6 protein-coding genes and 2 pseudogenes are annotated in these 12,867 nt (G+C 59.4%); 5 read left to right on the top strand and 3 right to left on the bottom strand.

The window, feature by feature from the left end:
- Positions 1-64: 64 nt before the first annotated feature.
- Together OKB81_RS15780 and OKB81_RS15775 are read right to left on the bottom strand one after the other, a co-directional pair.
- Positions 65-514: pseudogene (locus OKB81_RS15780) on the bottom strand (ABC transporter substrate-binding protein); the annotation flags it as partial.
- Positions 515-794: 280 nt separating this feature from the next.
- Positions 795-1,430 carry a YchE family NAAT transporter gene (locus tag OKB81_RS15775; protein WP_270664263.1) on the bottom strand — a complete coding sequence of 212 codons (636 nt, stop codon included), beginning with the start codon at positions 1,428-1,430 and terminating at the stop codon, positions 795-797.
- Positions 1,431-2,480: 1,050 nt separating this feature from the next.
- Here OKB81_RS15775 and adhE point away from each other — a divergent pair.
- The 5 genes and pseudogenes from adhE (at position 2,481) to OKB81_RS15750 (ending at position 10,811) form a co-directional block, all read left to right on the top strand.
- Positions 2,481-5,156 (top strand): bifunctional acetaldehyde-CoA/alcohol dehydrogenase, encoded by a 2,676-nt coding sequence (gene adhE / locus OKB81_RS15770; protein WP_041215422.1) that lies wholly within the window; start codon positions 2,481-2,483, stop codon positions 5,154-5,156.
- Positions 5,157-5,266: 110 nt separating this feature from the next.
- Positions 5,267-6,500: pseudogene (locus OKB81_RS15765) on the top strand (HD-GYP domain-containing protein).
- Between the two features lie 352 nt (positions 6,501-6,852).
- Positions 6,853-8,544, top strand: a complete 1,692-nt coding sequence (locus tag OKB81_RS15760; RefSeq protein ID WP_045525458.1) for a sensor histidine kinase — start codon at positions 6,853-6,855, stop codon at positions 8,542-8,544.
- Positions 8,541-9,245 carry a two-component system response regulator BtsR gene (gene btsR / locus OKB81_RS15755; RefSeq protein ID WP_010674324.1) on the top strand — a complete coding sequence of 235 codons (705 nt, stop codon included), beginning with the start codon at positions 8,541-8,543 and terminating at the stop codon, positions 9,243-9,245. The genes OKB81_RS15760 and btsR overlap by 4 nt, the downstream gene beginning before the upstream one ends.
- 144 nt (positions 9,246-9,389) lie before the next feature.
- Positions 9,390-10,811 carry a carbon starvation CstA family protein gene (locus OKB81_RS15750; RefSeq protein WP_103261847.1) on the top strand — a complete coding sequence of 474 codons (1,422 nt, stop codon included), beginning with the start codon at positions 9,390-9,392 and terminating at the stop codon, positions 10,809-10,811.
- A 62-nt stretch (positions 10,812-10,873) separates the two neighbouring features.
- On the opposite strand, the gene OKB81_RS15745 is transcribed toward OKB81_RS15750, so the two are convergent.
- A complete protein-coding gene (locus OKB81_RS15745) occupies positions 10,874-12,517 on the bottom strand; it encodes a mechanosensitive ion channel family protein (RefSeq protein WP_270664260.1) in 1,644 nt (547 codons plus the stop codon).
- Positions 12,518-12,867: the final 350 nt, after the last annotated feature.

The following is a 12,867-nucleotide window of genomic DNA, read 5'->3' as shown; positions in this document are numbered from 1 at the left end:
CTGCAAAGTAAACTGGATGGCTTTCTTGCCGCCAAGGATCTGATGGCGCAGGGGATCAAGATCTGATCAAGAGACAGGCATTGATGATGGTCGGGATCTCCATGTACCAGGAGTAAGGAGAGGCCGTCTTGGGATCCACCGCGCGCTGGAAGGCAAAGACGAAGTCATGAGCGGTGACGGGATCCCCGTTGGACCACTTGGCATCCTTGCGCAGGTGGAACACGTAATGTTTGTTGTCCTTGGTTTCCCAGGACTCGGCGACGCCAGGCAGGGTTTCACCCTTGGGGCCGGAGGAGACGAGACCTTCGAACAGGTCACGCAATACGTTGGATTCGGGGGTACCTTCCACTTTCTGGGGATCCAGGGTGGCGGGTTCGGAACCATTGCCTTTCACCAGGGTTTGCTCGGGAGCAAGCTTGGTACCGGCGGGGACATCGGCGGCGTGAGCCAGGGTGGCGCCACCGAAAAGTGCAGTCAATAAAAGGGTATTAATAATTGTTTTTCTATGAGTCATTTCCATACTCCAACAAGAACATTCCATGCATTTGTTATCCACGAGACAAACACCTCGCTGCCCGCATAATTCCCTGACAATTCTGATAATGCAATAGATATCATCAGGAACAGGCCTCTTTCATGGTCAAAAAAACAACTTAAAACCATTTATTCAGCATTTAAATATCCCGAGGTGGTCGTTTTTCGTACAAGGCCGCTCGATTCTAGGAAATGACCAACAAAAAAGAAACAATAAAAAGCCGGTCACAAGGACCGGCTCCGACAAAAACGGACCTGGCTCACACCAGACCGGGGAAGACTCCCTTGATGCCCGCCACGATGATCTCGATGCCAAGGGACATCATGATGAGACCCATGATACGGGTCACCACGTTGATGCCGGTGTTGCCCATCAGCTTGAACAGCAGGGGAGCAGCCCGGAAGATGAGCCAGGAACAGCAGGCAAACGCCACCACCACCATGAACATGCCGGCCATCTGGGGCAGGGTCTTCTGGCTGGCATAGACGATGGAAGAGGAGATGGCACCGGGTCCGGCCATCAGCGGCAGTGCCAGGGGCACCACGGCAATAGATTCACGCGCAGCCAGTTCACCCTTCTCCTGCTTGTTGTGCTTCACCTCCCCCAGCTTGCCCTGCAGCATGGACCAGGCGATCAGGGTGATCAGCGAGCCACCGGCAATGCGAAACGACGCCAGGGAGATGCCGAAACTGTCGAGGATGAGCTGTCCCATGCACATGGAGACCATCAGGATGATCATCACGGCAATGTGGGCGGTGGTGTTGGTCTTGCGTCGATCCTCCGGCGACATGTGGCCCGTCAGGCTCACAAAGACCGGCAACAGACCCAGCGGGTTGATGATCGCGAACAGGCCGACGAAAAATTTCAGGTATAAAGAGAAGTCTATTGCTGCCATAGGCGCCATCCAGAACCAATACGAGCCACAAGGGGCCAGCCCCCAAACTGCGCGTAAATTTACACCATGGCTTTTCCCTTCTCCAATCAAATAATCTCACCCTTACCGCAATGCTGTTCAGATAAGCACATTTTTGACTAATTATTCATAAATGCGACTTGAGTTGGGGGAGCAAGGCTGTTTCCAGTCGATGTTCCTTCAGCCTTTATCCAGCGTGGCTTGCAATAGAAAGAGGGAGGCATCATGCCTCCCTCATTTTTTAGCCCTGATACTACGTGGACTGGAACTCAAATTCTCTTAAGTGAACAGCATTGCACCCTTACCGGGGCTTTTCAGTTAGTTCCGCTAATGTATCGAAAAAATTCAACATATCGGGTTGTTAAGGGAGAGAGGTCGCCATTAACATCGCCGGGTGCCATGGCAGCGCGTTATATCAACCCTCAGCCAAGAAACGATATTTTCGGCAAATGGCACCCTTGCTTCTCACCACGCCTGCTTGCCGCCCCCACCCGCTCCTGTGACCCCGATTTTTGGCCTTTCTCACCCTGGTGCGGCGCCAGTGGGGCCGGCTGTGAAGAGGTGACACGCTCCCTGCCACCGCCAGATGTGCTGTTTCGCCAGGGCGACTGGATGAAAACAACAACCCCTTTCTCAACATAAATGAAACGTCAGGGGAGTGGACGTTCTGCCACCATCACGGCGATACCGCCTCCCCCCATCCCGGCCAAGGCGAGAATTCATCGGATCCCCTTCCCTGAGCAGATATTCCAAGGGCGCATGACAGCAGCTCGTGGTGCCAAGAAAGGATGACACACTCCCGTAACATAGTGGTGCGACAAGGGGTGAAACAAAATTTCTTTTGTTCTTTTGTTACATATGATCCAGATCAATCTTTTCTGACACATCCCGACCCTATAATCGAGCCATAAAACAGTTTACTAAGGCATGTAAATACCCCGTTATGGTGATTCTCGCCTTGACAAGGTGGCTATAATTGCCGGGCATTGCCAAGGTCTTACTAAACAGTTTTCAAATCATCAGGAGATAAACATGGCAGTAACCAATTTGGCTGAACTGGATGCACTGGTTGCCCGCGTCAAAGAAGCACAGCGTCAATTCGCCAGCTTCTCGCAAGAGCAGGTAGACAAGGTCTTCCGTGCCGCCGCCCTGGCCGCCAGCAACGCCCGTATCCCCCTGGCCCAGATGGCCGTGGCTGAATCCGGTATGGGTATCATCGAAGACAAGGTTATCAAAAACCACTTCGCCTCCGAATACATCTACAACGCCTATAAAGATGAAAAGACCTGCGGCATCCTGAGCCAGGACGACGAGATGGGCACCATCACCATCGCCGAGCCGGTAGGCATCATCTGCGGTATCGTACCGACCACCAACCCGACTTCCACTGCGATCTTCAAGGCCCTCATCTCCCTGAAGACCCGCAATGCCATCATCTTCTCCCCGCACCCCCGCGCCAAGAACTCCACCAATACCGCTGCCAAGCTGGTACTGGATGCAGCCGTGGCTGCCGGTGCGCCGAAAGACATCATCGGCTGGATTGATCAACCCTCCGTCGAACTCTCCAATGCCCTGATGCGTCACGACGACATCAACCTGATCCTGGCCACCGGTGGCCCGGGCATGGTGAAGGCCGCCTACTCCTCCGGCAAACCCGCCATCGGTGTGGGTGCGGGCAACGTGCCCATCGTCATCGACGAAACCGCCGACGTGAAGCGTGCCGTCGCCTCCATCCTGATGTCCAAGACCTTCGACAACGGCGTGGTCTGTGCCTCCGAGCAGGCTGTCATCGTGGTCGACTCCATCTACAACCAGGTCAAGGAGCGTTTCGCGACCCACGCCGGCTACATCCTCTCCAAGGACGAAGCGGACAAGGTGCGTAAAGTGCTGCTGATCAACGGCGCCCTGAACGCCGACATTGTGGGCCAGCCGGCCACCAAGATCGCCGCCATGGCCGGTGTGACCGTGCCTGCCACCACCAAGATCCTCATCGGTGAAGGTCTGGAACTCTGCGCGGAAGACGAGTTCGCTCACGAAAAACTCTCCCCGACGCTGGGTATGTTCCGTGCCAAGAACTTCGAAGAAGCCGTCGAAATGGCCTGCGACATGGTCAACATCGGTGGTATCGGCCACACCTCCGGTCTCTATACCGACCAGGATCGCAATGCCGACCGCATCAAGTACTTCGGCGACAAGATGAAGACCGCCCGTATCCTCATCAACACCCCCTCCACCCAGGGTGGGATCGGTGACCTGTACAACTTCGCGCTGGCCCCGTCCCTGACCCTGGGTTGCGGCTCCTGGAGTGGTAACTCCATCTCCGAGAACGTCGGTCCCAAGCACTTGATCAACAAGAAGACAGTCGCAAAACGGGCAGAAAATATGCTGTGGCACAAACTTCCGAAATCCATCTACTTCCGTCGTGGTTCCCTGCCGATCGCCCTGGGCGACCTGGAAGGCAAGAAGCGCGCCATGGTGGTGACCGACCGCTTCCTGTTCAACAACGGCTATGCCGATGAAGTGGTTCGCCTGCTCAAGAAGCTGAACATGGAAGTGGAGATCTTCTACGAAGTGGAAGCCGACCCCACCCTGTCCGTGGTCCGCAAGGGCGCCGAGATGGCCAACTCCTTCAAGCCGGACGTGATCGTCGCCCTGGGTGGTGGTTCACCCATGGATGCCGCCAAGATCATGTGGGTCATGTACGAGCACCCGGACACCGCGTTCGAAGACCTGGCCATGCGCTTCATGGACATCCGCAAGCGTATCTACAAGTTCCCGAAAATGGGCGTTAAGGCCGAACTGGTCTGTATCACCACCACGTCCGGTACCGGTTCTGAAGTGACCCCGTTTGCGGTCGTGACCGACGACGCCACCGGCATGAAGTACCCGCTGGCCGACTACGAGCTGACCCCGAACATGGCCATCGTGGATGCCAACCTGGTGATGGGCATGCCCAAATCCCTGTGTGCCTTCGGTGGTATCGACGCCGTGACCCACGCCATGGAAGCCTATGTCTCCGTGCTGGCCAACGAATACTCCGACGGTCAGGCGCTGCAAGCCCTGAAACTGCTGAAGGACTACCTGCCCTCCAGCTACATCAACGGCGCCAACGACCCGGTTGCCCGCGAGAAGGTGCACAACGCCGCCACCATCGCCGGTATCGCGTTCGCCAACGCCTTCCTGGGTGTATGCCACTCCATGGCTCACAAACTGGGTGCCGAGTTCCACATTCCGCACGGCCTGGCCAACGCCCTGCTGATCAGCAACGTCATCCGCTACAACGCGAACGACAACCCGACCAAGCAGACCGCGTTCTCCCAGTACGACCGTCCGCAGGCTCGCCGTCGCTACGCCGAAGTGGCTGACCACCTGGGCCTGACCGCTGCCGGTGACCGTACCGCCGCCAAGATCGAGAAGCTGCTGACCTGGCTGGACGAGCTGAAGGCCACCCTGGGGATCCCGGCCTCCATCCGCGAAGCCGGCGTGAACGAAGCGGACTTCCTGGCCAAGGTAGACCAGCTGGCCCTGGAAGCCTTCGATGACCAGTGCACCGGCGCCAACCCGCGCTACCCGCTGATCACCGAGCTGAAAGCCATCCTGATGGACACCTACTACGGCCGTCCCTTCATCGAGGAAGCCCCTGCTGCCGCCCCGGTTGCAGCCAAGGTCGACACCAAGGTGGACAACAAGAAAAAATCCAAGGCCTGATAAACGCCACGGATGACAAGTGCCCGCGCACATGCGCGGGCTTTTTTGTTTGTCTATCTGTTTAATTTTGCTAGCTTGTTGATAGGCAAATTCGACAGAAGAGCTAGTCCATGGCGCTGATACAGGCCTCTATCGAGCAGTTGAGAGTCGGCCACTACATCCATCTTCCCACGGGATGGACGAGCCACCCTTTCATGTTCAACGCCTTCAAAATCAAGGACCAGCAGCAGCTCGACATCATCCGCCACCTCGACCTGACCCTGCTGATGGTGGATCCCGACAAGAGCGATCTGCCGGTAGAGCCCCTGCTGCGGGCCGAACCCGTTCCCTCTCTTGAGATGAGCGACACCGGGGATACCGCCCCCTCTTCTGAGGGCCCCACCTTCGACGAAAAGGCGTTCAGGCGCTCCCTTCGCATCGCGGACAAGGCGTTCGGTCAATCCCTGTCAGATCTTCGCGACGCCCTTGGCGCCCTCAACCTCAAACCGGACGAAGGCCTGGCCAATACTGCGCAGATAGTGCGCAGCACCGCCGCCCGTCTGGCAGAACACCAGGGGCCGCTCGGTCTGCACCTCATCCGCAGCCAGAACACGGATACCCTGCTGCAACACAGCCTGAGCGTGGCCTTCATCGCCATGCTGATGGCACGGGAGCTTGGCATGAATCCCGTCGAGATCGAGGAGACCGGTCTGGCGGGCCTGATCCACGACATCGGCGAGCTCAGGATCCCGAGCCAGATCATCCAGAAGCGTGGGGAGCCAGCAAGGCGGAGCAGAATTTCCTCAACATGCACCCCCAGTACGGACTGGAGATGCTCAACCAGTTGCAGGCTTTCGAACCCAGGATCCGCGAGGTCGCCTACCTGCATCACGAACGCCTCGATGGCAGCGGTTTTCCCCTCGGGATCAAGGGCGACAAGATCCCCCCCTCGCCCGCCTCATCGGGCTGGTGGATCACTATGACGAGCTGCTTCACCCGCGCAGCGGCCTCAACCCGCCGGGGCCCAGCCAGGTGATCGGCCAGCTCTACAAGCTCTCCCAGAAGAAGTTCGAGCAAACCCAGGTCAGGTTGCTGATAAAGGTGCTGGGGGTCTATCCACCGGGTTCCCTGGTGCGCCTGGATGACGATGCCCTGGCCCTGGTGCTCTCCACCGAGCCCAGCATGCCCCTCAGACCCAAGGTGCTGCCCTACCTCAAGGGGCAGCGGCCGGAAGGGGTGGCCATGATCGATCTGCGGGAAGATGCGCGAAGCATCGTCGCCACCCTCAGACAGGAAGAGCTAGACGACGCGCAACGCGCCTTTTTCGGTCTGGGTCGGCGGGTCTGTTACTATTTCGCCTTCTGAGTTATCCCCAGAAGCTGGGGATAACTCATTGGACAAACCTGAATAATTGCTCAGGTCCCCTCGAAATCGTCCACCATTGGAGCTGGATAAAAAACGCCCAGCCGATGGCCGGGCGGAGCATGCCACATCCGTGTGGTGTATCCGGTGGATACCTTCATGCTCGCATCAGCAATATCAAGCGGGCACCGATTACACAAATATCAATTTAACGTGCTGATTTTATATGGTTTTATTTTTCCATTCTGGCAAACTGCCGCAGCGTTCAGCCCGCAGCCCGCATCAAGACGGGCTCAGGCTCACCCTGCGTCATGACAACGCCCGGCTCCGGCGTGGTGTTTGAGGAAGCTTTTTTATGCAACTAGTCCTCTCTCTGCTCCAGCAGATGAGCGTCAGCCTGGTCATCGCCTACCTTTTTTCCAAAAGCCCCCTGTTGCGTCCCCTGGCCAACTACTCCGTCAGGCTGCCCCACAAGGTGCTCATCTATGTCATCTTCTCCTGCTTTTGCATCCTGGGAACCTATGTGGGCCTCGACATCGATGACGCCATCGCCAACACCCGGGCGGTCGGTGCCGTACTGGGGGGACTACTGGGTGGCCCCCTGGTGGGATGCCTGGTAGGGCTGACCGGCGGCCTGCACCGCTATACCCTGGGGGGGTTCACCGATCTCGCCTGCGCCATCTCCACCACCTGCGAAGGCTTGCTGGGGGGGCTGGTGCACTGGCGGCTGATGCGGGCAGGCAGGGTCAATGACCTCTTTGCCCCCAGGGTCGCCTTCTTTACCACTTTCGTGGCCGAGATCATGCAGATGGTGATCATCCTGCTGGTTGCCACCCCCTTCGACAAGTCCCTGCTGCTGGTGCGCACCATCGCCACCCCCATGATCCTCGCCAACTCCTGCGGGGCGGCGCTCTTCATCAGCATGATCCGCGACCAGCAGCGGATGTACGAAAAGTTCTCCCGGGTCTTCTCCGCCAAGGCGCTCACCATCGCCAACCGTACCGTCGGCATCATGAGCCAGGGGTTCACTCCGGAGGCCAGCGGCAAGATAGCCCATATCGTTCAGGAAGAGACCGGCGTCGGCGCCGTCGCCATCACGGACACCGACAAGATCCTCGCCTTCATAGGCACCGGAGAAGATCACCACAAGCCGGGCACCCCCATCACCTCGGCGATCACCCTGCAAGCCATCGCCCAGAACAAGGTGCTGTTCGCCGATGGCAACAGCCAGCCCTATCGTTGCAGCATCTCCCCCCAGTGCCAGCTCGGCTCCGTGCTGGTGATCCCCCTGCAGGGTGACGAGGGAGTGATCGGCACCATCAAACTCTATGAGCCCAAGAAGCGGCTCTTCCTCAAGATCAATCACACCCTGGGAGAAGGGATCGCCAACCTGTTGTCCCAGCAGCTGCTGGCAGGCCGCCTGGAGCAGCAGCAGCGCCTGCTGGTGCAATCCGAGCTCAAGCTGGTGCAGGCACAGATAAACCCCCACTTCCTGTTCAACACCCTCAACACCATCAGCGCCATTACCCGCCGCGATCCGGGACGGGCACGGGAGCTGCTGCTGCACCTCTCCCGCTTCTTTCGCAACAACCTCAAGCGCCAGAGCGGCCTGACCACGCTGCGTGAGGAGCAGGAGCACTGCCTCTCCTACCTGGAGATAGAGCAGGCCCGCTTTGGCGAGCGGCTTACCGTCATCAACGAGATCCCGCCCCACCTTGCCGAGGTGCAACTGCCGAGCTTCACCCTGCAGCCCCTCATCGAGAATGCCATCAAGCACGGCATCTGCTCCCTGCTGGGAGAGGGGCGACTTCGCCTCTTCGCGAGGGAAACCCCCGAGGCGATCACCCTTTGCGTCGAAGACAACGCCGGGGCCTGGCAGCCATCCGGCCAGGGGGATGGCCTGGGGATGAGCCTGGTGGACAAGCGCCTCAAGAGCGCCTTTGGCGAGCGCTATGGCATTGACGTCCAGTGGGAGCCGGAGCAATGGACCCGGGTCTCCCTGACACTCCCACGACAACCCCGCACCACCGCCAAGGAGATGACATGATCCGCACCCTGATCGTCGATGACGAGCCCTATGCCCGCGAGGAGCTGGCAGAGCTGCTGGCCAGCGATCCCGACATCGAGATCCTGGGCATGGCGGGCAACGCCATCGAGGCGCTCGGCCTCATCCAGCAACTCAAGCCGGATGTGGTGTTTCTCGATATCCAGATGCCCAAACTCAGCGGCATGGAGCTGGTGGCCATGCTCGATCCCCTGCCCCGCATCGTCTTTGTCACCGCGTTCGACGACTACGCCATCCAGGCGTTCGAGGAGAACGCCTTCGATTACCTGCTCAAGCCGGTGGAGCCGGCGCGCCTCGCCAAGACCCTGGCGCGGCTCAGGCAGGACATCACCCCGCAACCGGTCGGAACCCTGGCCCCGACCATCCACCATATCCCCGGATACCTGCACAACCGGGTGCGGCTGCTCCCAACCTCCCAGGTGGAGTACGCCTTCTCCGATCTCGGCGGCGTCCATGTCGCCTGCCAGGGCGAGCTGTTTCACACCCAGCTCACCCTCAAGTCCCTCGAGGAGAAGACCCCGCTGCTGCGCTGTCACCGCCAGTATCTGGTGGCCCCGGCCGCCATCTTCGAAATCCGTTTGCTGGAGAATCAGCTGGCGGAGATCGTGACCCCGAGCGGGGCCCGGGTACCGGTCAGCCGCCGCTACCTCAAGGAGCTAAAAGACGAGCTGGGACTGGAATAAAACAGGGCGCGATGTGCGCCGGATCACAGCGGACAACCGCTCGGGTCGCCATGTCGCCGCTCACCCCCTCTCACCTGCCGTTAACAGAAGTCCCCCCCTACACTGGCTGCGCACACCAAAAAATAACAAAGCAGGAGCGTAGCAATGATCTGGTTCTTCCTCTGTGTCGGCTTGTTGATAGCCGGCTACTTCATATACGGCAAATTCATCGAACGGATATTCGGGCCCAAACCCGAGTTGAAGACCCCCGCCATCACCATGGCGGACGGGGTGGACTATGTCCCCATGTCGGACAAGAAGGTCTACCTGGTTCAACTGCTCAACATCGCAGGCGTCGGCCCCATCTTCGGCCCCATCCTGGGTGCCCTCTATGGTCCGGTCGCCATGCTCTGGATCGTCTTTGGCTGCATCTTCGCCGGTGCGGTCCACGACTATTTCTCCGGCATGCTGTCGGTACGCGCCAGGGGCGCCTCGGTGCCGACCGTGGTCGGTGAGCACCTGGGCACCGCCGCCAAGCACTTCATGAACCTCTTTGCCGTGGTGCTCCTGATGCTGGTGGGCGTGGTCTTCGTCCTGAGCCCGGCGGGCCTGCTCGCCAACCTCACCTCCACCGATCTGGTCTACTGGATTGCGGCCATCTTCGCCTACTACATCCTCGCGACCATCGTCCCCATCGACAAGATCATCGGCCGCTTCTACCCCATCTTCGGTGCGCTGCTGGTCTTCATGTCGGTCGGCCTCATCATCGGCCTCATCGTCTCCGGCAAGGGCTTCTACAACACAGGGATGGACTTCTCCAACCTGCACCCGACGGACCTGCCGCTCTGGCCGCTGCTGTTCATCACCATCGCCTGTGGTGCCGTCTCCGGTTTCCACGCCACCCAGTCCCCGCTGATGGCGCGCTGCATGCAGAACGAGAGCTCCGGTCGCTTCATCTTCTACGGAGCCATGATAGGGGAAGGGATCATCGCCCTCATCTGGTGCACCCTGGGTCTCTCCTTCTACGACAGCACCGAGGCACTCAACGCCACCCTGGCCAGCGGCGGCCCCTCTGCCGTGGTGCACGAAGTCTCCACCAGCCTGCTCGGTACCGTGGGCGGCATCCTGGCGATCCTCGGCGTGGTGATCCTGCCCATCACCTCCGGTGACACCGCGTTTCGCAGCGCCCGCCTCATCGTGGCGGACTTCCTGAACCTGACCCAGAAGCCCATGGCCAAGCGTCTGCTCATCGCCATCCCCATGTTCATCCTTGGTTTCATCATCTCCAAGGCCGAGTTCGGGGTGATCTGGCGCTACTTCGGCTGGGCCAACCAGACCACCGCCGTCATCATGCTGTGGGCTGCGGCCGCCTACCTCATCAAGGAAGGCAAGCTGCACTGGGTATGCACCATTCCCGCCATCTTCATGACCGCAGTGGTCATCACCTACCTGGCCAACGCCCCCATCGGTTTCGGCCTCGAGATGAATGTTTCCACCATCATCGGTCTGGTGAGCACCGCCCTCATCACCCTCGCCTTCCTGGTGAAATTCAGGCCCTCCCAACTGAGAGAGGCCAAGGAGAACTGAGGCGTCAGCTTCTCTTCATGACAAGAGGCCCGGCATTGCTGCCGGGCCTCTGCTTTTCGTGGTCACTCCCTGACGGGGGGCTCGGCGGGATCGGGCGCCCGGGCCGGCGCCTGATACCACTGCTCCCTGGCCACCAGCACAGCCTGCTCCGGCTGGGCAATGAAGTTGGGGGACATGATCTGCACCCCGAACTCGTTGAATACATCCTGAATATGGCCATGGAGTTCCGTCTTGACCACCGCAGGGAGTTCGCTTGCCTTCATCCTCACCTGCAACTCGTACTCCACATACCAATCCTGCAGATTCAACTGCCGCACCAGGGGAGCTTCATCCTGATTGAGCCGGGTGCAGCGCCGCGCGGCCAGCTCCAGCATGGCATGTACCTGACGCCAGGGGGTGTCATAACCGATGGTCACCTTGGTCAACAGGACCACCCCCTTCTCGCCCGCCAGCCGTGTCAGGTTCACCACCTTGCCCCCCACCACCACCGCATTGGGCAGCGTGACCTCGTGATCCTGTCGCGTCACCAGCTTGGTCGAGAGGGCATTGAGCTCGCTCACCATCCCCTCCACCTCGCCGATCTGCACCAGATCCCCTGGCCGCAGTGCGCGGGAGTAAATGAGCACCAGGCCGCTCATGGCATGGTTCATGATACCGGCCGATCCCAGTGTCACCATCAGACCGAAGAAGACGCTGATCCCCTTGAAGGCATCGGAATCCGCACCCGGCAGATAGGGGTAGGCCACCGTCAGGGCAAACAGCCAGATCACCACTGACAGCAGTCGCCGGGTGGCGCCTATGGTCTCGGCGTGCAAACCCTGCACCCGAAACTGGCCACGCTCGATGCGGTCGAAGAGGATGGCCCACATCTTGATGAAGAAACGGGTGATGACCACGATAAGCAGCACGGTTACCAGACCGGGCATGGCGGCAATCATGCCCTCCAGCATGTCGCCACACAGGGCAAACAGGGATTCCCCAAGCTGATAGCTCCAGGCCCGGGTCTGGGGGAACAGGCCGAGCACATAGGTCAGCCAGCCATAGGTGAGCATGAAGATGAGCAGCAGCGTGATGAGGCCGAGCAAGCGGACCTCGACATTCCCGGTGACCTGGCGCCAGGAGTGGGGGACCAGCCCCTTCTGCAGCAACAGGCGGTTGGCCAGCCACTTTCTGACTCGCCGATGGCCCCGCTGCAACAGCCAGATGAGGCCGAAGAAGATCAGGCTGACCACCACCGCCAAGCCGACGGCTCTGAGCAAATAGGGGGTCGAGTGCAGCTCGAGATACTTGATGCGCACGCCGTCGAGCCGATGCAGGACACGTTCGGCCGCCTGATCCAGGGTCAGCTCGTCGAATTCATCAAGGTCCCCTTCCAGCAACACCAGAATGCGCTTGCCATTGACCAGAAACTCCCGGCTCTCCTGGCCGTGTCGGCTGCCTTTCGTCACGGCCACAGGCGTCATGAGGTCGCTTGGCTCCATCCGCTGAACTAGCTCATGGGCCAGCCGTACCCTGGCCGCCCCATCCAGGTTGCCATATTTAGCCGTCAGCATGACGATGGGTTCATGAAGCAGGACCAGGGTCTGTGCCAACTCCTGCTCATTGGGCTCCATTCTGGGTTCGGCGGTCCAGCCGAGGCGGGACCACAACAGGCAGATCAGCAACAGGCCAAGCCGCCATCCTTTGCCACTGCACCATTCGTTCATCAGGTTCACCTCTCACCTTGCCCGGGCATCTATTGCTGTTTGATTTTATCTAACCAAATCAATTTTGTGTGTTAAATGAGCAACCGATGAACCATGCCTGTACCGCCACACCAACTCTCCGATTGCAGACTTGCACCGAGGGCATATGCTGTCATTATTGCCGAAGCCTCGACTCGACAATCGAAGCATTGTTAGCGACTCAGACGGGAGAAATCGATGGTACTTGACTACATTGCCCTGGGGATCCTGGTGTTTGTCGTCTTGGTCATGTTCTTTGACATCCTCCCCCACCTTAGCGCTTCGCGTCACAGGAGGGGGATTCCCATTACTGGGTGATAGCTGCTCGCGCA

Origin of the sequence: Aeromonas sp. QDB56, assembly GCF_027705505.1 — a bacterium.
Taxonomy (GTDB): Bacteria; Pseudomonadota; Gammaproteobacteria; order Enterobacterales; family Aeromonadaceae; genus Aeromonas; species Aeromonas caviae.
The sequence above is the reverse complement of the archived record's forward strand: the minus strand, read 5'-3'. Positions and strand labels throughout refer to the sequence as shown.